At 67.5% G+C, this 20,999-nt stretch carries 23 protein-coding genes; 16 read left to right on the top strand and 7 right to left on the bottom strand.

Annotation, left to right across the window (positions count from 1 at the left end):
• Positions 1-136: 136 nt before the first annotated feature.
• The 4 genes from leuC to Q8S30_RS14680 all read left to right on the top strand — a co-directional run bounded on the left by leuC (position 137) and on the right by Q8S30_RS14680 (position 4,465).
• Positions 137-1,576 (top strand): 3-isopropylmalate dehydratase large subunit, encoded by a 1,440-nt coding sequence (gene leuC / locus Q8S30_RS14665; protein ID WP_305666770.1) that lies wholly within the window; start codon positions 137-139, stop codon positions 1,574-1,576.
• A 106-nt stretch (positions 1,577-1,682) separates the two neighbouring features.
• Complete coding sequence (gene leuD / locus Q8S30_RS14670) at positions 1,683-2,288, top strand: 3-isopropylmalate dehydratase small subunit (RefSeq protein ID WP_305666771.1); 606 nt, start codon at positions 1,683-1,685, stop codon at positions 2,286-2,288.
• Between the two features lie 267 nt (positions 2,289-2,555).
• The gene (locus Q8S30_RS14675) at positions 2,556-3,389 is read left to right on the top strand and encodes a hypothetical protein (protein WP_305666772.1); all 834 of its coding nucleotides are present in this window, start codon (positions 2,556-2,558) and stop codon (positions 3,387-3,389) included.
• A 50-nt stretch (positions 3,390-3,439) separates the two neighbouring features.
• Positions 3,440-4,465 carry an endonuclease/exonuclease/phosphatase family protein gene (locus tag Q8S30_RS14680; RefSeq protein WP_305666910.1) on the top strand — a complete coding sequence of 342 codons (1,026 nt, stop codon included), beginning with the start codon at positions 3,440-3,442 and terminating at the stop codon, positions 4,463-4,465.
• Here the strand turns inward: Q8S30_RS14680 and Q8S30_RS14685 are convergent.
• Entirely contained in the window at positions 4,462-5,421 is a 960-nt protein-coding gene (locus Q8S30_RS14685) for an L-threonylcarbamoyladenylate synthase (RefSeq protein WP_305666773.1), read from the bottom strand. The genes Q8S30_RS14680 and Q8S30_RS14685 overlap by 4 nt on opposite strands.
• Before the next feature lie 127 nt (positions 5,422-5,548).
• Between Q8S30_RS14685 and Q8S30_RS14690 the strand changes: the two genes are divergently transcribed.
• The 4 genes from Q8S30_RS14690 to Q8S30_RS14705 all read left to right on the top strand — a co-directional run bounded on the left by Q8S30_RS14690 (position 5,549) and on the right by Q8S30_RS14705 (position 9,198).
• A complete protein-coding gene (locus tag Q8S30_RS14690; protein ID WP_305666774.1) occupies positions 5,549-7,249 on the top strand; it encodes an acyl-CoA dehydrogenase in 1,701 nt (566 codons plus the stop codon).
• On the top strand, positions 7,246-8,286 hold the full coding sequence (locus Q8S30_RS14695) for an MBL fold metallo-hydrolase (RefSeq protein WP_305666775.1): 1,041 nt from the start codon (positions 7,246-7,248) through the stop codon (positions 8,284-8,286). The genes Q8S30_RS14690 and Q8S30_RS14695 overlap by 4 nt, the downstream gene beginning before the upstream one ends.
• Before the next feature lie 122 nt (positions 8,287-8,408).
• Positions 8,409-8,543, top strand: coding sequence for an aa3-type cytochrome c oxidase subunit IV (locus Q8S30_RS14700; RefSeq protein WP_305666776.1), 135 nt, complete (start codon positions 8,409-8,411; stop codon positions 8,541-8,543).
• A 34-nt stretch (positions 8,544-8,577) separates the two neighbouring features.
• Positions 8,578-9,198, top strand: a complete 621-nt coding sequence (locus tag Q8S30_RS14705) for a hypothetical protein (protein WP_305666777.1) — start codon at positions 8,578-8,580, stop codon at positions 9,196-9,198.
• A 9-nt stretch (positions 9,199-9,207) separates the two neighbouring features.
• Here Q8S30_RS14705 and Q8S30_RS14710 read toward each other — a convergent pair whose 3' ends face one another.
• A complete protein-coding gene (locus Q8S30_RS14710) occupies positions 9,208-9,531 on the bottom strand; it encodes an AzlD domain-containing protein (RefSeq protein WP_305666778.1) in 324 nt (107 codons plus the stop codon).
• The gene (locus Q8S30_RS14715; RefSeq protein WP_305666779.1) at positions 9,528-10,244 is read right to left on the bottom strand and encodes an AzlC family ABC transporter permease; all 717 of its coding nucleotides are present in this window, start codon (positions 10,242-10,244) and stop codon (positions 9,528-9,530) included. Before Q8S30_RS14715 ends, Q8S30_RS14710 begins: the two co-directional genes overlap by 4 nt.
• A gap of 96 nt (positions 10,245-10,340) precedes the next feature.
• On the opposite strand from Q8S30_RS14715, the gene mobA reads away from it, so the two are divergent.
• Entirely contained in the window at positions 10,341-11,000 is a 660-nt protein-coding gene (mobA, locus tag Q8S30_RS14720; protein ID WP_305666780.1) for a molybdenum cofactor guanylyltransferase MobA, read from the top strand.
• Complete coding sequence (locus tag Q8S30_RS14725) at positions 10,997-11,581, top strand: GNAT family N-acetyltransferase (protein ID WP_305666781.1); 585 nt, start codon at positions 10,997-10,999, stop codon at positions 11,579-11,581. The genes mobA and Q8S30_RS14725 overlap by 4 nt, the downstream gene beginning before the upstream one ends.
• 3 nt (positions 11,582-11,584) lie before the next feature.
• Here Q8S30_RS14725 and Q8S30_RS14730 read toward each other — a convergent pair whose 3' ends face one another.
• Together Q8S30_RS14730 and greA are read right to left on the bottom strand one after the other, a co-directional pair.
• Positions 11,585-12,610 carry a hypothetical protein gene (locus tag Q8S30_RS14730; RefSeq protein ID WP_305666782.1) on the bottom strand — a complete coding sequence of 342 codons (1,026 nt, stop codon included), beginning with the start codon at positions 12,608-12,610 and terminating at the stop codon, positions 11,585-11,587.
• Positions 12,611-12,629: 19 nt separating this feature from the next.
• The gene (gene greA / locus Q8S30_RS14735) at positions 12,630-13,100 is read right to left on the bottom strand and encodes a transcription elongation factor GreA (RefSeq protein WP_305666783.1); all 471 of its coding nucleotides are present in this window, start codon (positions 13,098-13,100) and stop codon (positions 12,630-12,632) included.
• Between the two features lie 258 nt (positions 13,101-13,358).
• On the opposite strand from greA, the gene Q8S30_RS14740 reads away from it, so the two are divergent.
• From Q8S30_RS14740 to Q8S30_RS14750, 3 genes are all read left to right on the top strand, one after another.
• A complete protein-coding gene (locus Q8S30_RS14740) occupies positions 13,359-15,011 on the top strand; it encodes an electron transfer flavoprotein-ubiquinone oxidoreductase (RefSeq protein ID WP_305666784.1) in 1,653 nt (550 codons plus the stop codon).
• Between the two features lie 106 nt (positions 15,012-15,117).
• Complete coding sequence (locus Q8S30_RS14745; protein ID WP_305666785.1) at positions 15,118-16,845, top strand: tetratricopeptide repeat protein; 1,728 nt, start codon at positions 15,118-15,120, stop codon at positions 16,843-16,845.
• Positions 16,835-17,701, top strand: a complete 867-nt coding sequence (locus Q8S30_RS14750; RefSeq protein WP_305666786.1) for a 4-(cytidine 5'-diphospho)-2-C-methyl-D-erythritol kinase — start codon at positions 16,835-16,837, stop codon at positions 17,699-17,701. Before Q8S30_RS14745 ends, Q8S30_RS14750 begins: the two co-directional genes overlap by 11 nt.
• Here the strand turns inward: Q8S30_RS14750 and Q8S30_RS14755 are convergent.
• The gene (locus Q8S30_RS14755; RefSeq protein ID WP_305666787.1) at positions 17,677-18,678 is read right to left on the bottom strand and encodes a polyprenyl synthetase family protein; all 1,002 of its coding nucleotides are present in this window, start codon (positions 18,676-18,678) and stop codon (positions 17,677-17,679) included. The two genes, Q8S30_RS14750 and Q8S30_RS14755, sit on opposite strands and share 25 nt — an antisense overlap.
• 55 nt (positions 18,679-18,733) lie before the next feature.
• Here Q8S30_RS14755 and Q8S30_RS14760 point away from each other — a divergent pair, with 55 nt between their 5' ends.
• From Q8S30_RS14760 to Q8S30_RS14770, 3 genes are all read left to right on the top strand, one after another.
• The gene (locus tag Q8S30_RS14760; RefSeq protein WP_305666788.1) at positions 18,734-18,949 is read left to right on the top strand and encodes a DUF2007 domain-containing protein; all 216 of its coding nucleotides are present in this window, start codon (positions 18,734-18,736) and stop codon (positions 18,947-18,949) included.
• Between the two features lie 2 nt (positions 18,950-18,951).
• Positions 18,952-19,740: a tRNA1(Val) (adenine(37)-N6)-methyltransferase gene (locus Q8S30_RS14765; protein WP_305666789.1), complete on the top strand. Its 789-nt coding sequence runs from the start codon at positions 18,952-18,954 to the stop codon at positions 19,738-19,740.
• A gap of 118 nt (positions 19,741-19,858) precedes the next feature.
• Entirely contained in the window at positions 19,859-20,026 is a 168-nt protein-coding gene (locus Q8S30_RS14770) for a YdcH family protein (RefSeq protein WP_305666790.1), read from the top strand.
• On the opposite strand, the gene Q8S30_RS14775 is transcribed toward Q8S30_RS14770, so the two are convergent.
• A complete protein-coding gene (locus tag Q8S30_RS14775) occupies positions 19,992-20,921 on the bottom strand; it encodes an EamA family transporter (RefSeq protein WP_305666791.1) in 930 nt (309 codons plus the stop codon). The genes Q8S30_RS14770 and Q8S30_RS14775 overlap by 35 nt on opposite strands.
• Between the last annotated feature and the right edge of the window lie 78 nt (positions 20,922-20,999).

Consider the following 20,999-nt stretch of genomic DNA (forward strand, 5'->3'; position numbering starts at 1 on the left):
CATTCGATTCTCGCCCGACTTTGATCGCCCCGCGTGCCTGCACGCCCCGCCGATCCCAGCGAGAGCCTACCCATCCGCATTCCACAAACAGCCCGCACGCATCCCGTGCCTCCGCCATTCGTGAGAAGAGACAGCCATGACCACACCCACCCACGCCGCGCCCAAGACCATCTATGACAAGATCTGGGACGCCCATGTCGTCGACACCTCCGAGGATGGCACCTGCCTTCTCTATATCGACCGGCATCTGGTGCATGAGGTGACCAGCCCGCAGGCCTTCGAGGGTCTGCGCATGACCGGCCGCACCGTCCGCGCCCCCGAAAAGACCATCGCGGTGCCCGACCATAACGTGCCCACCACTGAAGGCCGCGACATCCGCATCGACAATGAGGAATCGCGGATCCAGGTCGATGCGCTCGACAAGAACGCCCGCGACTTCAAGATCAACTACTACCCCGTGTCCGACATCCGGCAGGGCATCGTCCACATCGTCGGCCCCGAACAGGGCTGGACGCTGCCGGGGATGACCGTGGTCTGCGGCGATTCGCACACCGCCACCCATGGCGCCTTCGGCGCGCTGGCCCATGGCATCGGCACGTCAGAGGTGGAGCATGTGCTGGCCACCCAGACGCTGATCCAGAAGAAATCCAAGAACATGAAGGTGGAAATCACCGGCCGCCTGCGCCCCGGTGTCACCGCCAAGGACATCACCCTGTCGGTCATCGGCGAAACCGGCACCGCCGGCGGCACCGGCTATGTCATCGAATATTGCGGCGAGGCGATCCGCGAGCTGTCGATGGAAGGCCGGATGACCGTCTGCAACATGGCCATCGAGGGCGGCGCCCGCGCCGGCCTGATCGCGCCCGATGAAAAGACCTTCGCCTATGTCATGGGCCGCCCGCACGCACCGAAGGGCGCCCAGTGGGAAGCCGCGCTGGCATGGTGGAAGACGCTCTTCACCGATGAGGGCGCGCATTTCGACAAGGTCGTCACCCTGCGCGGCGAGGATATCGCCCCCGTCGTCACCTGGGGCACCTCGCCCGAGGATGTGCTGCCGATCACCGCTGTGGTACCCGCGCCCGAAAGCTTCACCGGCGGCAAGGTCGAGGCGGCACAGCGCGCGCTCGACTACATGGGCCTGACCGCGGGGCAGAAGCTGACCGACATCAAGATCGATACGGTCTTCATCGGCTCCTGCACCAACGGCCGGATCGAGGATCTGCGCGCCGCCGCCGCGATCCTGAAGGGCAAGAAGATCGCCGTGAAGCGCGCGATGGTGGTGCCCGGCTCCGGCCTCGTGCGCGCCCAGGCAGAGGAGGAGGGTCTGGCGCAGATCTTCCTCGATGCCGGGTTCGAGTGGCGCCTTGCGGGCTGCTCGATGTGCCTCGCCATGAACCCCGACCAGCTGAGCCCGGGCGAGCGCTGCGCCGCCACCTCGAACCGCAACTTCGAAGGCCGCCAGGGCCGCGGCGGGCGCACCCATCTGATGAGCCCGGCGATGGCGGCAGCGGCCGCGATCACCGGCCACCTGACCGATGTGCGCGAGATGATGGCCGAACCGGCCGAAGCAATCTGAACCGAACCGCCGGCGGGGCATCCGGCAAATCGTATGTATGGTATCCATATACTTTCCATACGGTTTCCAGATGCCCACGCCGCCCTTGTGGGACCAGCAAAAAGCCATGGACAAGTTCACCACCCTCACCGGCATCGCGGCGCCCATGCCGCTTCTCAACATCGACACCGACATGATCATTCCCAAGCAGTTCCTGAAGACCATCAAGCGGTCTGGCCTGGGCGTGAACCTGTTCGACGAGATGCGCTATAATCAGGACGGCAGCGAAAAGCCGGACTTCGTGCTGAACCAGCCAGCCTATCGCAGTGCCGAAATCATCGTCGCCGGCGACAACTTCGGCTGCGGCTCCTCGCGCGAACATGCGCCCTGGGCGCTGCTGGATTTCGGCATCCGCTGCGTGATATCGACCTCTTTCGCGGATATTTTCTTCAGCAACTGCTTCAAGAACGGCATTCTGCCCGTGGTGCTGCCGCAAGAGGCGGTGGAGGCGCTGATGGACGATGCCAAGAAGGGCGCCAATGCCCGCATCACCGTGGATCTGGAGAGCCAGACGGTGACCGGATCGGACGGCACGACCTATGCGTTCGAGGTGGATGCCTTCAAGAAGCACTGCCTTCTCAACGGGTTGGACGATATCGGGCTGACGCTGGAAAAGGTCACCGCCATCGACAGCTTCGAGGGGCAGGCGGCGCAGTCGCGGCCTTGGGTCTGACCCCGGGAACCCTCCATTTCCCGTGAAATCGATGGCCGTCCCCCGGGGGCGGCCATTTTTCTGCCCGGATGTTGATGCAACTTCGCACCAGTTCTTCCATCGATTCGCCGGAAGAGTTTCGTCTTTCTTAACGGTGGATTGCCACGCGCCCTGAAACTTGGCAGGATTGAGGCTTAAATGAGGCAGGCCGCCACAATCGTGCGGGAATACATTCGGAACAAGAGGCCGGCATCGTACCGTTCTCGACCGGGTGGAGGGTACAGGGCTTTGATATCCCGTCTGACAGGCGCCATCGTGCGCGCGATGCTGGTTGTGGTGATGATCGCCACACCCTCGGTCGTGACGCAATCCGTAAACCCGGACACCGCCGAAGTGGTGGCACTGGTCGCCCTCTTCGCCGCGGCGCTGACCTTCTTCGAATACGCCTCGACCTATCCCGGCCTCGTGGAATTCCGTGACGCGCCACCCTTCAACCGCATCCGTTTCCTGTCGCTCTTCCTGACGGTATTCCTGCTGTCGGTGGTCTGCATGGGCCAGAACGATCCGGCGGTGCTGGCCAAGCTGATCTCGTATCTGGGCGGGCATGTCGCGGATGTGCTTGATTTCCCTTACAGTCCGGTCCGGCTGATGACGCTGATGCTGCCCGAGGGCACCTCGGCGGCCCATCTCCAACTGGTGCGCATCACCGCGGGACTGGCCTATTTCATCTCGCTGATCACCCTGATCGTGTTCATCGTGACCATCCGCGGCTTTGGCTGGCCTTCTGCCGAAGGCTCGTTCAACGTCTGGATCAACCTTCCAACCTTCGATCCGACCACGGGCGGCGATGTGGTGGAGCGGCTGAACCGCGACGCGATGGCCAATGTGGCGCTTGGTTTCGCCCTTCCCTTCGTGATCCCCGCCGTGGTCAAATCCGCGGCGATGATGTTTGAGCCGGTGACGCTGGCCTCGGAACACACCCTGATCTGGACGATGACGACATGGTCCTTCCTGCCACTCAGCCTGCTGATGCGCGGCATCGCCATGGGCCGCGTCGCCGCGATGATCGTGGAGCGGCGCAAGATCCACGCGAAGATGGTCGCCGGATTGCAGCCTGCCTGATCGCGGCGCTGCTGGCCTTTGCCGCCCCAGCTGCTGCAGAGCCGCTGACCATTGCCACCTACAATGTCGAACTCACGCGCGAGGGGCCGGGGCTTCTGCTGCGGGATGTGCTGACCGCCACCGACCCGCAGGCCGAGGCTGCGGCTGCCGTCATCGCCGCAGCCGCGCCCGATGTGCTGGTGCTGACCGGCATCGACTATGACCACGGGCTTGCGGCGCTGTCGGCCTTTGCGGTGCGAATTGCGGAGCAGGGCATCGAGTATCCCTACCATTTCTCCCTGCGCCCCAATACCGGCTGGATGACGCCGCTGGACCTTGACGGCGACGGACGGCTTGGCGGCCCGGGCGACGCGCAGGGCTGGGGGCGCTTCGCGGGGGAGGGCGGGATGGCGGTCCTGTCGCGCCTGCCGCTGGAGACGGCCGCGGCGCAGGACTATTCTCGCTTCCTCTGGGCCGATCTGCCGGACGCGCTGCTTCCGCCGGACATGGGCGCCGAGGCGATGGCGGTGCAGCGCCTGTCCACCACGGGGCATTGGGCGGTGCCGGTGATCCTGCCGGATGGGGGCCGGCTGACGCTGCTGGTCTGGCACGCCACTCCCCCGGTCTTTGACGGACCGGAAGATCGTAACGGCCGCCGCAACCATGACGAGGTCGCGTTCTGGACGGCGCTGCTGGACGGGCGGCTGCCCTTCGCAGCCCCCGCGCCGCCCTTCGTGTTGCTGGGGGACAGCAACCTCGATCCAGCCGATGGCGAGGGTCGGCGCGAGGCGATCCAAGCGCTGCTGGCCGATCCGCGGATGCAAGATCCCGCGCCGAGGTCCGAGGGCGGGGCAGAGGCGGCAGGGCAGGGCGGCGTCAATGCCGGGCACCGGGGCGATCCCGCGCTCGACACCGCCGACTGGCCGGATGAGCCGGGCAGGCCGGGAAACATGCGGGTGGATCTGGTGCTGCCCTCCAGCGACTTGCGGGTGCTGGAGACGGGCGTGTTCTGGCCCCCGCTTGGCGCGCCGCTGGCCGAGGAGGCGCGCGCCGCCTCGCGGCACCGACTGGTCTGGGTGCGGGTGGAGCTGCCTTAAGGCCGGGGTGCCGCCGCGCGCCGCAGCCGGTCATTGATCGCGCGGCCGAGCCCACGTTCGGGCACGGGCGCCACCGCGATGCGCCCGCCCGGCCCGGCCAGCGTATCGGCCTCGCGCAGCAGGTGGAACAGATTGGCCGCCGCCTCGACCAGATCTCCGGTCTCCGACAGGGTCAGCGCAGCGCCCGTGCAACCCGGCCCGAAGCCCAGCCAGACCTCGCCCACCTCAGGTGCCGTCACCTCCAGCCGCAGTGCGGCGCCGGGTGCGTAATGCGAGGCAAGCTGGCCGGGGGCCGAGGGCTTAGCCGCATCGCCGCCTGTCGCCAGCGGCGCGCCAAGGCAAGCCTCCAGCGCCTCCACCGGCAGCCCGCCGGGTCGCAGCAGCACGGGCTCGCCGGCAAGGCCAAGGATCGTGCTCTCCACCCCCACCGCGCAATCGCCGCCATCGACCACCGCCGCGATCCGCCCCGCCAGCCCCGCCATCACATGCGCGGCTCGCGTCGGGCTGACCTTACCCGAAGGGTTGGCCGAGGGCGCGGCCAGCGGCCCGCCGAACGCGCGCAGCAGAGCCTGCGCCAGCGGATGCGCCGGCACCCGCACCGCGACCGTCCCCAGTCCCGCCGTCACCAGCGGTGACAGGCCCGCATCCGTCCGCAGCGGCAGCACCAGCGTCAACGGCCCCGGCCAGAACGCCGCCGCCAATCGCTCCGCCTCATCCCCCACCTCGGCAAACCCGCGCGCCGCGGCCAGATCCGGTACATGCACGATCAGCGGGTTGAACTGCGGTCGCCCCTTCGCCTCGAAGATCCGGGCGCAGGCGATGTCCGAGCGCGCATCGCCGCCAAGCCCGTAGACAGTCTCGGTCGGGAAGGCGACAAGCTCGCCCGCCGCCAGCAGCTTTGCGGCGTCGGTCATCCCCACGGGCGTTGCAGGCAAAAGGCGGGTGTGCTGCGGCATCAGATCCATTATGACGTAGCGTAAGGGTTGAGGCGGCCGGACCGTGCTTTAGGTGTGGCCGCGTAGAGGGTCACATACGCGCCGCGCCGGGTCTTGCCAAGGCGAGCGATTGTCCAGGGAGAGAGACATGCCTTACCGGTCCCCCGTCGGCGAATTCCGCTTCATCCTCGATCAGGTGGTGCCGCTGGCCCCCGTCGCCGCCACCGAACGCTTCGCCGAGGCGACGGGCGACACGGTAGACGCGATCCTGACCGAGGCCGCCCGCATGTGCGATGAGGTGCTGGCCCCGCTGCAACGCGTCGGCGATCTTCACCCCGCGCGGCTGGAGAATGGCGTGCTGCGCTCCTCCCCCGGTTTCGCCGAGGGATATGCGGCGATTGCCGAAGGCGGCTGGGTCGGCCTCGCCGGCCCGCAGGAGTTTGGCGGCATGGGCCTGCCGCAGGCGCTGAACATGGCGGTCAACGACATGATGTCGGGCGCCTGCCTTGCGCTGCAGCTGAACCCGCTGCTGACCCAGGGCCAGATCGAGGCGCTGGAGCATCATGCGAGCGATGAGCTGAAAGCGCTTTATTTGCCCAAGCTGATCTCGGGCGAATGGTCGGGCACGATGAACCTGACCGAACCGCAGGCCGGGTCCGACGTGGGCGCGGTGCGCAGCAAGGCCGAACCGAATGGCGACGGCACCTATGCGGTGACCGGGCAGAAGATCTTCATCAGCTGGGGCGACAGCGACGTCACCGCGAATGTCTGCCATCTGGTGCTGGCGCGGCTGCCCGATGCGGCCCCCGGCACCCGCGGGATCAGCCTCTTCATGGTGCCGAAGTATATTCCCGATGCGAATGGCGCGCCGGGCGTCGCCAACAGCCTCAAGGTCGTCAGCCTCGAGCACAAGATGGGCCTGCATGGCTCTCCGACCTGCGTGATGGCCTTCGAGGGCGCGACCGGCTGGATGGTCGGCGGCGAGGCGAAGGGCATGGCGGCGATGTTCACGATGATGAACAACGCCCGGCTGGCGGTGGGCGTGCAGGGCATCGGCGTGGCCGAGGCGGCCTATCAGAAGGCGCTCGATTATGCCGTGGACCGCAAGCAGATGGGCGCGATCATCGACCATGCCGATGTGCGGCGGATGCTGACAGGGATGAAGGCCGACATTTTCGCCTCGCGCTCCATCGCGCTGGCCTGCGCCGTGGCGCTGGACATGGGCCGCGCCACCGGCGAGCCGGAATGGCAGGCCCGCGCCGCGCTGCTGACCCCGATTGCCAAGGCGTTTGGCACCGATGTCGGCATGGCCGTGTCGGAAACTGGGGTGCAGATCCACGGCGGCATGGGCTTTGTCGAGGAGACGGGCGCCGCGCAGTTCTACCGCGATGTGCGGGTGACGGCGATCTATGAGGGCACGAACGGCATTCAGGCGATGGACCTTGTCGCCCGCAAGATGATGGATGGCGGTGAGGCGGCCTTCCGCCTGCTGCAAGAGGTCGAGGATGCCGCCAACGCGGCCCGCGCTGCCCGCCCCGAACTTGCCGATCTTGCCGAGCATGTGTGGACGGCGGCAGAGACGCTGCGCGAGGCGACGGAATGGCTGGTGCGGCAGGATGTGCAGGACCGCTTTGCCGGGGCCGTGCCCTATTTGCGCGCCTTCGCGCGGGTGCTTGGCGGGCATTTCCACCTGAAGGCGGCGCTGGCCGAGGCGGAAGCGGGGCCCCGCACCGCGCTGGCGCGGATCTACGTTACCCGCCTGCTGCCGCAATTCGCGGCCGCGCTGGATGAGGCGAAGCAGGGCGCTGCTGGCCTTTACGCCCTGTCGGCCGAGGATCTGGCGGCGTGAGCGCAGCGCCCGGCATCCGCTACCCCTGGGACACCCCGCCCGAACCCGGGCAGGCGGTTCAGGTGGCGGAGGGGGTGCTGTGGATGCGGCTGCCGCTGCCGATGCGGCTCGACCACGTCAACTGCTACGCGCTGGATGAGGACGACGGCTGGACGGTGGTCGATACCGGCTTCGACACCGCTCGCAGCCGCGCGGAGTGGCAGGCGATCCTCGCTGGCCCGCTCGCCGGGCGCCCGGTGCGGCGGCTGATTGCCACCCATTACCACCCCGACCATATCGGCCTCGCCGGCTGGTTTCAGGCGCGGGGGGCCGAGCTGGTGACCACCCGCACCAGCTGGCTGATGGCGCGGATGATGGTGCTGGACGAACAGCCGCTGCCGCTGCCCGAGACCGTCGCCTTCTGGCGCGGCGCGGGGATGGAGGCGGATCTGCTGGCGCGGCGGGCGGCAGAGCGGCCCTTCAACTTCTGCGACGTCGTGCACCCGCTGCCGCTTGGCTACCGGCGCATCCGCGAGGGGGACACCATCCGCATCGGCGGGCGCACCTGGATCATCCGCTGCGGCGATGGCCATGCGCCGGAACACGCTACTTTCTGGAGCCTCGATGACGATCTGGTGCTGGGGGGCGATCAGCTGCTGCCCTCGATCTCGGCCAATCTCGGGGTCTATGCGACCGAGCCGCTGGCCGATCCGGTGGCCGACTGGATGGCCTCCTGCGCCCGCTTTGCCACCCATGCCGAAGAACGGCATCTGGTGCTGCCCGGCCACAAGCTGCCCTTCACCGGCCTGCCGCTGCGGCTGCGTCAGATGGTCGAGAACCATGAGGGCGCGCTGGACCGGTTGATGGCGCATCTGGAGGTGCCGCGCACTGCCGCCGGCTGTTTCATGCCGCTGTTCAAGCGCGAGATCGGTGGGGCCGAACATGGCATGGCGCTGGTCGAGGCGGTGGCGCATCTCAACCACCTGCTGCACAAGGGCGCCGTCACCCGCAGCCGCGGCGCCGATGGCGCGTGGATGTGGCAAAGGGCAGACGCCTGACCTGCTCCGGGCAGGCAGATCACAGTTCGGAAAGGTGACCAGACCCGGGGCTTGCAGGGCGTGACAGCCCCCGGTGAATCGGGTATCTGATCCGCAGGAAACAGTTTTCAGGGAGTGCAGAGATGGCCGAACACAAGCCGGGAAGCATGGACATCACCGTTCAGGAACACACCTTCGCGGGGTTCATCCGCTTTGCGATGTGGGGCGCGGGTCTGTCGATCGGCTTTCTGATCTTCCTCGCCCTCACCAACTCCTGATCGCAGCCGCGATCACTACCTGACGGGATCCTTCATGCGCCGCGCTTTTGCCGCCCTCGCCATTTCGCTGGCTCTTGCCGCCTGCGCAGAACCCAAATGGGCCCCCGACGCGGATGTGCAGCGCGCTGCCTATGTCAGCCCCGAGCCGCCCTCGATCACGCTCTACACCGCGATCCGCAACTCCAACGGCGAGGGCGGGCACTCGGCTATCCTGGTCAATTCGGGGCAACGGGTGATGTTCGACCCCGCCGGCACCTGGTGGCACAGCAACACCGCCGAGCGCAACGATGTCATCTTCGGGATGACACCGACGATGCTGGACTTCTACATCGACTACCACGCGCGCGAGACCTACCACGTGGTCGAGCAGAAAATCTATGTCTCGCCCGAGGTTGCGGCGCTGGCGATGGCCAAGGTTCAGGCCAATGGCGCGGTGCCCAAGGCGATGTGCGGCGCCAATGTCAGCAATATCCTGAACGATCTGCCGGGCTTCCAGAGCATTCCGCAAACCTTCTACCCGGCCAAGATCATGCGGGCTTTCGAGAAGCTGCCGAACGTGCAGACCCGCAAGTTCTATGACGACGATTCCGATGACAATACCGGCCTGCTGGCCGCGCAGACGGGCGGAACCGTGGTGTCGGCAGCGACCCCTTAGGGTTGCTGCCTATCCCAGCAGCCAGAGCGCGCCATAGAGCGTGACGGCCCCGCCAAGGATCGACCACAGCGCATTGCGCGTCGCGAGGCCAATCGCCACGGTGGCGAAGGCCGCCAAAAGACGCGCTGCGTCCGGGTCGCCTCCGGTCGCGGCAGGCCAGACGACAGCAGGGGCGACCAGTGCGGGCAGCACCGCGACCGGGGTATAGCGCAGATGGCGCAGCACCCATTCCGGCATCGGCCGGCCACCGATCATCCCCAGGAACGAAAAGCGCAGCACGAAGGTGCCCACGCCCAGCAAGATGATGATCACCCAGGTTTCGACCGTGTTCATAGCCCTGCGCTCCGCCGTGCCTGCCAGAGTTCGGTTTGGGCCCCCGCCGCCATCGCCACCAGCCCGGCAACCAGCAGCCCGGTATTGTGCGGCATCCAGGCCAGCAGCAGCGCAACGGTGACCGAGACCAGTGCCGCCACCACATGCGCCAGCGTGCGCAGCATCGGCGCCACCATCGCCAGAAAGGTGATCGGCACCGCGAAATCCAGCGCCATCCCGGGAGGGATCGCCTCGCCCACCGTCGCGCCGATCAGCGTCATCCCATACCAGAACGGGCAGACGACCATCGAGCTGCCGAAGAAATACGCCACCTTCTCGGCCATGCTCTGCTGCGGACGGCGTTCGTATTCCTGCGATGCCAGCGCATAGCACTGGTCGACCAGCGTGTAGGCAATCAGCGCCCGTTGCCAGACCGGGGCCTTGCCCAGATGCGGGGTCAACGAGGCCGAATACATCGCCATCCGCAGGTTCACCGCCAGCGCGGTTACCACCACCACGACGGCTGGGGCGTTGTCGGCCATCATCTGCACCGCGGCAAATTGCGAGGCGCCGGCGATCACCAGCACCGTCATCGCCATGGTCTCGGCAAGGTTGAACCCCGCCTCGGTGGCGACGACGCCGAACAGCAGGCCAAAGGGGATGATAACCAGAACGAAGGGCAATCCTTCGCGGAAGCCGCGCCAGAAGGCGGATCGAGAGAGGGAGGCGGTCATGGAAAGCTCTGGGCTTGGAAAGATCCGGGCGTGCGAGGGCCCGGATGCGGGAAGGTCTGGACGGGTGGTTGGCCAAGTCATAGGCATGGGGATGGGGTGGCTGCAAGGGGCGATCTGGCGGTGACGGGCGGCGAGGCGAGGGCGGAGGGGACGGTCGGGCCGGTGGCTGGCCTCGTGCTGGCTGGCGGCCGATCCTCGCGCATGGGGCAGGACAAGGCGCTGCTGGCGCTGGCCGGGCGGCCGCTGATCGCGCATGTGCTGGACCGGCTGATGCCGCAGGTGGGCTGCGTCGCGGTGTCGTTCAATGGCGATGCTGCCGCACTGGCGCATCTAGGGCTGCCGCTGCTGCAAGATGGGGCGCCGGACCGGCCGGGGCCTTTGGCCGGGGTGCTGGCGGGGCTGGACTGGGCGGCTGGGATCGGGGCGGACTGGCTGGCGACGGTGCCGGTGGACACGCCCTTCGTGCCGCGCGATCTGGTGGCGCGGCTGGCGGCTGCCGCCGTGCCGGGCGGCGGGCCGGTGCTGGCGGCGAGCGACAGCGGGCTCCATCCCACAGCCGCGCTGTGGCCGGTGAGACTGCGCGAGGATCTGCGGTTGGCGCTGGATCAGGGCCAGCGGCGGGTGGCCGGTTGGGCGCTGGATCAGGGGGCGGTGACGGTGCAATTCTCCTCCGGGGGCACCGACCCTTTCGTGAACCTCAACACCCCCGAAGACCTCGCCGCCGCCGAGGCGCTGCTGCGCGGGGGCAGGGGATGACCTACAGTGTCTGCCACGGCTTCGATCCCGCCCGCCGGGCCGAGGCGGCCGCGCTCTACTGGCAGGCCTTCGGCGGCAAGTTAGGGCGGGTGATGGGGCCAGAGGCACGGGCGCTGGCCTATGTGGCACAGGTGATGCGCCCCGATCATGCCTTTGCCGCCCTTGACGCCGATGGGACGGTCATCGGGATCGCAGGGTTCCGCTCGCCCTATGGCAGCTTCGTCGGCGGCGGGCCCGCCGATCTGCGCGGCGCCTATGGCCGGGCGGGGGGCGCCTTGCGCGCCGGTCTGCTGGCGCTGCTGACCCGCGACGTCGACAATGACCGCTTTTTGGTCGACGGCATCTGCGTGCGGGCCGACCGGCGCGGGCAGGGGATCGGCCGCGCGCTGCTGGATGCGCTCTGTGCCGAGGGCCGCGCCCGCGGCTATGCGCAGGTGCGGCTGGATGTGGTGGGCGAGAATATCCGGGCCCGGGCGCTCTATGAGCGAGCCGGCTTTGCCGCGGCGGGGCTTTCGCATAGCCGGATCACCGGGGTGCTGTTCGGTTTTCAGACCGTGACGATGATGGTCCGGCCGCTCTAGCGCTCAGTCGAACGTCCCTGTCACCCGCCCCAGCAGCATGAAGGCGCGGGCGGTGCGGGTTTCGGCGAACTCTGCCACTTCCTGATCGGCGGAGTTCTTCTCGAACTCCTGGAAGGTGCGGTCGAACTGGCGCAGGAAATGGTGGGCAGCGTCGCGGAAGATGGTGTCTTGCCGCATCCGCCCTGCCGTCAGCGCGAGGCTGGAGCGGTCGCGCACCCCGCCAAGCGCGGCGATGCCCTTGCCGCGCTCGCCCGCCGCGAAACGCCGCCAGACCTCGGGCTTGGCGCGGTCGGGCTTCAGGTCATCCATGTAGATGCCGTCCTGCGCCAGCAGCGTCAGCACGTCCTGCGCGGCGCGGATCAGCTTGGCCATGGTGCGGTCTTCCAGCGCCCGGCGCAGGGCGCGAAAGCCGTCGCGGTCTTCGGGCGAGTCCGGGAAGTTCAGCGCCTGGATGAAATCAGCGACCGAGACCGGCGCGCGCATGTCTTCCGCCGGGGTTCCAAGCGCCAGCCCCGGCTGGTCCTCCCCCGTTGCTGCGGCCCGAGGCGCAGCCAGCGCCGCCTTGCGGTCCGCCGAGGGCTGGGTAGCGCCGGTATCGCGGCGCGAGGTGAAGGTGGCGATGGCGGTTTCGGTCTGGCGCTGCGCGGCGGCGATCTCGTCCAGCTTCTTTTCCACCGAAGGCTTCATGCCAAGCGCGGTGGTCTGCGCCTGCTGCATCCAGGCGCTGCGCATCGCGTCGATGGCGCCCTGCAGCCGCTGCGCCTCGGCTCGCATCTCGCGCGCGGTGCGGGCGGTGACGGCGGCCACCCAGATCATGGCGACCGGCAGGCAGATCGCCACCAGCGTCATTGTCAGGCCAAGCGCATTGCCGCCCCCGTCCGAACGGTCGGTCATAAGGAAGAAGGCCGCGACCAGCCCCAGCCAGCACAGGGTCAGCGCCGCGGCGATCACCTCGGTGGCCGAGATGCGGGCGGGTTCGGAGGGGCCAAGGCCTTGGCCGATGGGGCGGTCGTCCTGTCGGTCCGTCATGGAACCCCGCCCCCCCGCCCTAAACGAACCGGATGCTGACGATCTCGTAGCTTTTCTCGCCGCCCGGGGTGCGGACTTCGACGCTGTCGCCTTCGTCCTTGCCAATCAGCGCCCGCGCCAGCGGCGAGCGGATGTTCAGCAGCCCGCGCTCGATATCCGCCTCGGGTTCGCCGACGATCTGATAGGTGCGCTCTTCCTCGCTGTCCTCGTCGATCAGGGTGACGGTGGCGCCGAACTTGATGGTGCCGGACAGGCGGGTGGGGTCGATCACTTCGGCGCGGCCAAGGATCGATTCCAGCTCTTTCACGCGGCCTTCGACAAAGCTCTGCTTTTCACGCGCGGCGTGGTATTCGGCATTCTCCGACAGGTCGCCATGCTCGCGCGCCTCGGCAATGGCCTTGATGACGGCGGGGCGTTCCACCGACTTCAGGGTCCGCAGTTCAGAGTCTAGCGCGTCGAAACCCGCGCGGGTCATCGGTATCTTTTCCATGGCACTCACGTAAGTCAAAAACACCGCTCGCCCCATAGGGGGCCGCGGTGCCGTTCGGTCGCGTTTGATGCAACTGACCCCGGAACCGCCCCGAATGCAAGAGCCTTGCGGGCTGCCAAGGCCCGATCCCGCCGCCCGGGACGGGCTTTCTTGCCGCTGGCCGTGATGCCGCGTCACGATTGCGTCGTGCCGCGGGGTAAGTTAACCGTTGCAGGGACTTGATATCGCCAGCAGCCGCGAGCCGGGAGGGGACCAGAAATGACCGGGATCGAACGGGAATCGATGGAGTATGACGTGGTGATCGTGGGGGCGGGTCCTGCGGGCCTGTCTGCGGCGATCCGCCTGAAGCAACTCGATGCCGATCTGTCGGTCGTCGTGCTGGAAAAGGGCTCTGAAGTCGGGGCGCATATCCTGTCGGGCGCGGTGCTGGATCCCTCGGGCCTCGATGCGCTGCTGCCGGACTGGCGGGAGTTGGGCGCACCGATCACGGTGCCCGTACAGGAAGACAACTTCTACGTGCTGGGGCCGGCCGGGCAGATCCGTGTGCCGAACTGGCCGATGCCGCCGCTGATGTCGAACCACGGCAATTACATCGTCAGCATGGGCAATGTGTGCCGCTGGATGGCGGGCGTGGCCGAGGGGCTGGGGGTCGAGATCTTCCCGGGCATGGCCGCGTCAGAGCTGGTCTATGGGACGGATGGCGCCGTGAAGGGCGTCGTCGCGGGCGAGTTCGGCAAGAACCCCGATGGCAGCATCGGTGATGGCTACGAGCCCGGGATGGAGCTTCTGGGCAAATACGTCTTCCTGTCCGAAGGCGTGCGCGGCAGCCTCGCCAAGGAAGTGATGGCGCGGTTCGAGCTGTCGAAGGGCAAATGCCCGCAGAAATTCGGCCTCGGCATGAAAGAAATCTGGGAGATCGACCCGGCCAAGCACAAGCTGGGCACCGTCACCCACACCATGGGCTGGCCGCTTGGCAGCAATGCAGGCGGCGGGTCGTTCATCTACCACTTGGACAACAACCAGGTGCTGGTCGGCTTCGTCGTCCACCTGAACTATGAGAACCCCTACCTCTACCCTTACATGGAGTTCCAGCAGTTCAAGCACCATCCGATGGTGGCGGAGCTGTTGCAGGGCGGCAAGCGCGTGGCCTACGGCGCGCGGGCGATTTCCGAGGGCGGCTGGCAGTCGATCCCGAAGGTCGTGTTCCCGGGCGGGGCGATGCTGGGATGCTCGGCCGGGCTGGTCAACGTGCCGCGGATCAAGGGCAACCACAATGCCATGCTGTCGGGCAAGGCCGCGGCCGAGGCTGCGTTTGAGGCGATTGGCGCGGGCCGGCAGGGCGATGAGCTGACGGCCTACGAGGCCGACCTGCGCAGCGGCCCGGTGGCGAAGGACCTCAAGAAGGTCCGCAACGTCAAGCCGTTCTGGTCCAAATATGGGCTGACGGCGAGCCTGATGCTGGGCGGGGCCGACATGTGGTTCGCCTCGATCTTCGGCGGCACCCTCTTCGGCACCCTGCGCCACGGCAAGTCCGATGCGGCGGCGACGGGCGAGGCGGCGAAGTTCAAGCCGATCGAATATCCGCGCCCCGATGGCAAGCTGTCCTTCGACCGGCTGACCAACGTCGCCTTCTCGGCCACCAATCACGAGGAATGCCAGCCCTGCCATCTGAAGCTGCGCGACCCGTCGATCCCGATTGCGGTGAACCTGCCCAAATACGCCGAACCCGCAACGCGCTATTGCCCGGCCGGCGTCTATGAGGTGCTGACGGATGAGGCGGGCAACCCACGCTTCCAGATCAACTTCCAGAACTGCGTGCATTGCAAGACCTGCGACATCAAGGATCCCAGCCAGAACATCGTCTGGACCACGCCGCAGGGTGGCGACGGGCCTAACTACCCGAACATGTGACAATCGCGTGTGATCGGCGGCAGCGCGCGCTTTGCGCCGCTGCCGCCGATTGCCAAGCAAGGCCGCGCGGCCTACCTTCGGCGAACCTGCCAGAAGGAATTGTTGCGTGATCCGTTTTCGCCGACTAGCGCTGATTGCCTCAGCTTCTGCCCTCGCCCTGAGCCTTGCCACCGCGGTGCGCGCCGAGGGAGAGGTCGCCGCCGGCCCCTACCTTGCCGCCCGCGTCGCCAGTGGGCATAGCGATTACCGCGAGGCTGCGACCTACTACACCCAAGCCCTGGCACGCGATCCGTCGAACCCGCTGCTGCTGGAAAGCGCGATCCTGGCGCAGCTTGGCCTTGGCGAGATCCAGCGCGCAGTTCCGGTGGCGACGGCACTGCTTGCGGGCGGACGCGAGAGCCAGGTGGCCGATCTGGTACTGCTGGTCGATCTGGCCAAGCGCGGCGAGTTTGATGCGGCGCTGGAGCGGCTGGAGGCTGGCACCACGGTCGGCCCGCTGGTGGAAGGGCTCTTCCGGGCTTGGGCAGAGCTTGGCCGCGGCCAGATGTCCGAAGCGCAGACTGCCTTCGACGAAGTGGCAGCCGTGCAGGGGCTGGAGCTGTTCGGGGCGTATCACAAAGCACTGGCGCTGGCCTCGGTCGGCGATTTCGAAGGCGCGGACAAGATCCTGTCGGGCGATGCCGCCGGCCCGCTGTCGCTGACCCGCCGCGGCGTGATTGCCCATGCCGAGGTGCTGAGCCAGCTGGAGCGCAACCCTGCGGCCCTCGAGCTGATCGACAAGGCCTTCGGCAACGAGCCCGACCCGACGCTGGAGGCAATGCGCGCGCAGATGGAGGCGGGCGAGATGCTGCCCTTCACCGTTGTCACCAGCCCCGCCGACGGCATGGCCGAACTGTTCCACTCGCTCGCTGGCGCGCTCAGCGGCGAGGCGACGGACGTATTCACGCTGGTCTATGCACGGCTTGGCGAATACCTGCGTCCCGATCATGTGGACGCGATCCTGCTGGTGGCCGCGCTTCTGGAAAGCCAGAACCAGTATGATCTGGCGAATGTCTCTTACAACCGCATCCCGCGCGATGACCCGGCCTATCCGGTTGCCGAGCTTGGCCGGGCCGAGGCGTTGATCGCGGCCGACCGGATGGACGCGGCCATCGAGGCGCTGCAGCAGTTGGCGAAGTCCTATCCCGATCAGGAAGTGATCTGGGCCAATCTGGGCGACGTGCTGCGCCGGGCTGAACGGTTCGAGGAAGCGATCGTGGCCTATGACGCCGCCATTGCGCTGTTCGGCGAAGAGAATGCTGGCCAGTGGCCGGTCTATTACGCGCGTGGCATCTGCCACGAGCGGCAAAAACGCTATGACGCCGCCGAGACCGACATGCGCAAGGCGCTGGAGTTGCAGCCGGACCAGCCGCAGATCCTCAACTATCTGGGTTATTCGTTCCTTGAGCAGGGCCGAAATCTCGATGAGGCGTTGGCGATGATCGAAACAGCCGTCGCTGCGCGGCCCGAGGATGGCTATATCGTCGACAGCCTCGCCTGGGGCTATTACCGCCTTGGCCGCTACGAAGAAGCCGTGGCCCCCATGGAACGCGCGGTAGAGCTGATGCCGGTCGACGCGGTGGTCAACGACCATCTGGGCGATGTCTACTGGGCGGTGGGCCGCAAGCGCGAGGCTGAGTTCCAGTGGAGCCGGGCGCTCTCTTTCGCCACCGACAGCGACAGCAGCAGCGACGCCGATGCGGACCGTATCCGCCGCAAGCTGGAGATCGGCCTTGATGCCGTGCTGGCGGTCGAAGGCGCCGCGCCGCTGGCCGTTTCGCAGAATGCCGACTGAAGGCTTCGCGCCCGCCAAGGTCAACCTTTCGCTGCATGTCACCGGGCAACGGGCGGATGGCTATCACCTGCTGGACAGTCTGGTGGTGTTTGCCGATGTCGGCGACCGGCTGACGGCCGAAGCGGCTGACGCGCTGAGCCTGCAGGTCAAGGGCCCGCGTGCTGAAGGGGTGCCTAACGGGCCGGAGAACCTCGTGCTGCGCGCGGCGCGGTTGCTGGACCCGGACCGAGGCGCGCGGCTGGTGCTCGACAAGCACCTGCCTGCCGCGGCCGGGATCGGCGGCGGGTCTTCGGATGCCGCGGCGGCGCTGCGGGTTCTGGCGCGGCTGTGGGATCTGCCGCTGCCTGCGGCGGAGGCGACGGCGGTGCTGGGGGCGGATGTGCCGGTTTGCCTCGATGCCCGACCACGGCGGATGGCGGGGATCGGGGATCTGCTGTCAGAGGTGCCGCCTTTGCCACCCGCATGGCTGGTGCTGGTCAATCCGGGAGTAGCCGTGTCAACTCCGGCCGTGTTCCGCGCGCTGGCCAGCAAGGATGGCGCGCCCATGCCAGAGGTGCCCGCCTGCGCCGATGCCGCCACCTTCGCTGCGTTCCTGCTGGGGCTCCGCAATGATCTGGAACCGCCCGCCCGCACCTTGCAGCCTCAGGTGAGCGAGGTTCTGGCAGCGCTTGGCGCACAGACAGGCTGCCTTCTGGCGCGGATGTCAGGATCGGGGGCGACCTGCTTTGGCCTCTTCGCCGCCGAGGCCCCGGCTCGGGGGGCGGCCGCAGCCCTCGCTGCCGCGGCGGCAGGCTGGTGGGTGCAGGCAGCGCGAATGCTGCCCGCGCCGGGTCAGGACACGCGCGCCACCACGTAATCGGCCAGATCGGCAAGCATCTCGCGCAGCGGATGCGGGGGCAGAACCTCCAGCGCAGCCTTTGCTTTGGCGGCCCAGTCCAGCGCATCGGCCCGCGTCGTCTGCAGCGTGCCATGTGCAGTCATCAGCGCCAAAGCCTGCTCCAGATCGCCCTCGCGCTGGTCGCCCTTCTCGATCACCCGGACCCAGAAGGCGCGCTCCTCGGCATTCGCCAGCGCCACCGCCTTGATCACCGGCAGGGTCAGTTTGCGCTCGCGGAAATCGTCGCCGACATTCTTGCCGATCACCTCGGACAGCCCGCCGTAATCCAACAGGTCATCGACGATCTGGAAGGCGATCCCAAGCGCATCACCATAGGCGTGCAGCGCCTGCACCTGATCCTCGGGCGCTCCTGCAATGACGCCGCCAACCTCGGTTGCCGCCGAGAACAGCGCTGCGGTCTTGCCGCGGATCACCTGCAGATAGATCGCCTCATCCGTCGCCAGATCCTGCGCCGCGGTCAGTTGCAACACCTCGCCCTCGGCGATCACGGCCGAGGCGTTGGACAGGATCCCCATCACCCGCATCGATCCGGTTTCCGTCATCAGCTGGAAGCTGCGGGCGAACAGGTAATCGCCGACCAGCACCGAGGATTTGTTGTCCCACAGCAGGTTGGCCGTCGGCCGCCCGCGCCGCTGGGTGCTTTCATCGACCACATCGTCATGCAGCAGCGTCGCGGTATGGATGAACTCCACCGTCGCCGCCAGATGCACGTGGTAGGGGCCGCCATAGCCGCACATCCGCGCCGCCGCCAGCGTCAGCATCGGGCGCAGGCGCTTGCCGCCCGCCTCGACCAGATGCGCCGTCACCTCGGGGATGCGCGGCGCGTGCTGCGAGGCCATCCGCGCGCGGATCAACAGGTTCACGCGTTCCATGTCGCCCGCCAGATGATCGGCCAGACGGTCATGCGGTTTGGTTGCGGCGTCGTCCAAGCTCATCGTTAACCCCGTTGACGCTCGACAATTCCCGGCGTCTGCCCTTTAGTCGCGGACCATGAAGGAACTCTTGCGCACCACCGATCCGACGAAGATCGCCTATGCCACCGTCCTGCTTCAGGGCGAGGGTATAGCGGCGTTTCAGATGGACGTCCACATGAGTGTCCTTGAAGGCTCGATCGGCATCTTGCCGCGGCGGATCATGGTGCGGGATCAGGACCTGTTCCTTGCCCGTGCCGTGCTGGCCGATAACGGGATCGGGACCGAGCTGTAGCCATGTTCGAGGCCGATGACCTGACCGATGACGGGTTTCTGGGCGGGCGGCTGCGGGTGTTGCAACCGCGCAGGGGCTACCGCGTCGCGACAGATCCGGTGTTTTTGGCCGCAGCCGTGGCCGCGCAGCCGGGGCAGGCGGTGCTGGAGCTGGGATGTGGGGCTGGTGTCGCCTCGCTCTGCCTTGCGGCGCGGGTGCCGGGGCTGGTGCAGGCGGGGCTGGAGTTGCAGCCGGCCTATGCCGATCTGGCGCGGCGCAATGCCGCACGCAACGGCCTGCCGCTGGAGGTTCTGGAGGGCGACCTGGCCACGATGCCGGCGCCGCTGCGGGCGCGCTGCTTCGACCATGTCATCGCCAACCCGCCGTTTTATCCCGCTGGCGACGGCACCGCCGCCGCCGATCCCGGGCGCGAGATGGCGCAGCGTGAGGCAACCCCCTTGGCCGATTGGGTCGCGGCCGGGTTGCGGCGCCTGCATCCGGGTGGTTGGCTGACGATCATCCAGGAGGCGCACCGGCTGCCCGACCTTCTGGTCGCTTTGTCTGCCAGAACCGGGAGCATCACGGCGCTGCCGCTGGTGGCGCGGGCCGGGCGCCCGGCGGGCCGCGTGATCGTGCAGGCGCGCAAGGGCGGCCGCGGGCGCTTTACCCTCGCGCCGCCGTTGGTCCTGCACAACGGCGCGACGCATGACGGCGACCGCGAGAACCATTCGGATATGGCAGCCGCGATCCTGCGCAAGGGGGCGGCGCTGGAAATCCGGGCAGGCGGCGGGGCTCCGCCGCGCGGCGATTAGCACTTCGGCAAGAATTGGCAGGCGACACTGTTTTCGCCCGATGGGTCATCGTGGCGCGTGACACGACTCAGGTTGTGTGATGGAATTATGACTAGTTCAACAGGAGAAGGAGACGACCATGACTCTCAGTTCGCACCTGACGGAACTTCGCAAGAAGCATCAGCATCTTTCGGAGCAGGTGGAAAGCGCACAGCGCAGCCCTGCCACCGATGATCTGATGATCGCCGAGATGAAGAAGAAGAAACTTCGCATCAAGGAAGAGATCGGCCGCCTGTCGCAGGCCTGATCGGCCCCGATTTAAACGGCTTTGCCCTCGCGCTGGCCCAGGCGGCCAGCGCCGCACCTCCCGCAACAAGCCCCGCCGCCAGCAACAGCCGCAGGTCCGCCCGCGCCTGTCCAGCCAGCACGAGGGCAAGCGTCGACAGCAGCGGCGCCGCATAGGATGCGGTGCCGAGCACTTGGATGTCGCCTTTTTTCACGCCCATATCCCAGACGTAGAAGGCGAGTCCCACAGGGCCGAGGCCGAGGGCCAGAACCGACAGCCAGCCCACCCCGCTTTGCGGCCAGACGGTCGCTTCGGTGAAGACATGCGCCACGGCGGAGAGTACCGCCGTGGCGAGACAGAACACGGCTACCGACGCGGTGGGCACCTCGCCGAGCCGGCGTGACAGCACGGAATAGGTCGCCCATGTCAGGGCGCAGAGGAAGGCGAGACCGTAGCCCGCCAGCGCCGCTCCTGTCAGCGTGACGCCACCGTCAATGAGCCGTCCGCCCACGATCAGCGCCGCGCCGGCAAACGCAACGGTGGCGCCGAGGATGTGCAAGCCGCTTAGCCGCTCCCCCGGCAGCAGGCCCGAGAACAGCACGATAAGCAGCGGCCAGAGATAGGCGATGAGCCCGGCCTCGGCCGCCGGTGCCATGCGCAGTGCCGAGAAATACAGCAGGTGGTAGCCGAACAGCCCCGCTGTGCCGAAGGCATAGACCTTCCAGGACACAAGCCGCAGCTGCCCGAACCCGCCGCTGCGCGCCACCCAGACCAGCCCGAGCGCACCGCCGACAGCAAAGGTCAATGCGTTCAGCAGCAGGGGCGGCACCGGGGCAGAGCCGACGGTGAACAGCGCCAGCAGCGACCATAGAAGGATGGCGATGAAACCGAAGGCGGTGGCGCGGGTGCGGGTCATGTTGGGCTCCGTGAGAACCCGGGCATCATCCCCGCTGCGCTGCCGCAAGCAAGCCCCCAAATGCGAAAGGGCCGGCCC

The sequence above is a fragment of the Frigidibacter sp. genome, assembly GCF_030695035.1.
In the GTDB taxonomy this organism is placed as follows: domain Bacteria; phylum Pseudomonadota; class Alphaproteobacteria; order Rhodobacterales; family Rhodobacteraceae; genus Frigidibacter.

What these genes read in the sequence shown, in the direction of transcription:
- leuC (WP_305666770.1), top strand. Translation starts at nt 137, where the DNA reads ATGACCACACCCACCCACGCCGCGCCCAAGACCATCTATGACAAGATC.
- leuD (WP_305666771.1), top strand. Translation starts at nt 1,683, where the DNA reads ATGGACAAGTTCACCACCCTCACCGGCATCGCGGCGCCCATGCCGCTT.
- Q8S30_RS14685 (WP_305666773.1), bottom strand. Translation starts at nt 5,421, where the DNA reads ATGCCGCAGCACACCCGCCTTTTGCCTGCAACGCCCGTGGGGATGACC.
- Q8S30_RS14690 (WP_305666774.1), top strand. Translation starts at nt 5,549, where the DNA reads ATGCCTTACCGGTCCCCCGTCGGCGAATTCCGCTTCATCCTCGATCAG.
- Q8S30_RS14700 (WP_305666776.1), top strand. Translation starts at nt 8,409, where the DNA reads ATGGCCGAACACAAGCCGGGAAGCATGGACATCACCGTTCAGGAACAC.
- Q8S30_RS14705 (WP_305666777.1), top strand. Translation starts at nt 8,578, where the DNA reads ATGCGCCGCGCTTTTGCCGCCCTCGCCATTTCGCTGGCTCTTGCCGCC.
- Q8S30_RS14710 (WP_305666778.1), bottom strand. Translation starts at nt 9,531, where the DNA reads ATGAACACGGTCGAAACCTGGGTGATCATCATCTTGCTGGGCGTGGGC.
- Q8S30_RS14715 (WP_305666779.1), bottom strand. Translation starts at nt 10,244, where the DNA reads ATGACCGCCTCCCTCTCTCGATCCGCCTTCTGGCGCGGCTTCCGCGAA.
- Q8S30_RS14725 (WP_305666781.1), top strand. Translation starts at nt 10,997, where the DNA reads ATGACCTACAGTGTCTGCCACGGCTTCGATCCCGCCCGCCGGGCCGAG.
- Q8S30_RS14730 (WP_305666782.1), bottom strand. Translation starts at nt 12,610, where the DNA reads ATGACGGACCGACAGGACGACCGCCCCATCGGCCAAGGCCTTGGCCCC.
- greA (WP_305666783.1), bottom strand. Translation starts at nt 13,100, where the DNA reads ATGGAAAAGATACCGATGACCCGCGCGGGTTTCGACGCGCTAGACTCT.
- Q8S30_RS14740 (WP_305666784.1), top strand. Translation starts at nt 13,359, where the DNA reads ATGACCGGGATCGAACGGGAATCGATGGAGTATGACGTGGTGATCGTG.
- Q8S30_RS14750 (WP_305666786.1), top strand. Translation starts at nt 16,835, where the DNA reads ATGCCGACTGAAGGCTTCGCGCCCGCCAAGGTCAACCTTTCGCTGCAT.
- Q8S30_RS14755 (WP_305666787.1), bottom strand. Translation starts at nt 18,678, where the DNA reads ATGAGCTTGGACGACGCCGCAACCAAACCGCATGACCGTCTGGCCGAT.
- Q8S30_RS14760 (WP_305666788.1), top strand. Translation starts at nt 18,734, where the DNA reads ATGAAGGAACTCTTGCGCACCACCGATCCGACGAAGATCGCCTATGCC.
- Q8S30_RS14765 (WP_305666789.1), top strand. Translation starts at nt 18,952, where the DNA reads ATGTTCGAGGCCGATGACCTGACCGATGACGGGTTTCTGGGCGGGCGG.
- Q8S30_RS14770 (WP_305666790.1), top strand. Translation starts at nt 19,859, where the DNA reads ATGACTCTCAGTTCGCACCTGACGGAACTTCGCAAGAAGCATCAGCAT.
- Q8S30_RS14775 (WP_305666791.1), bottom strand. Translation starts at nt 20,921, where the DNA reads ATGACCCGCACCCGCGCCACCGCCTTCGGTTTCATCGCCATCCTTCTA.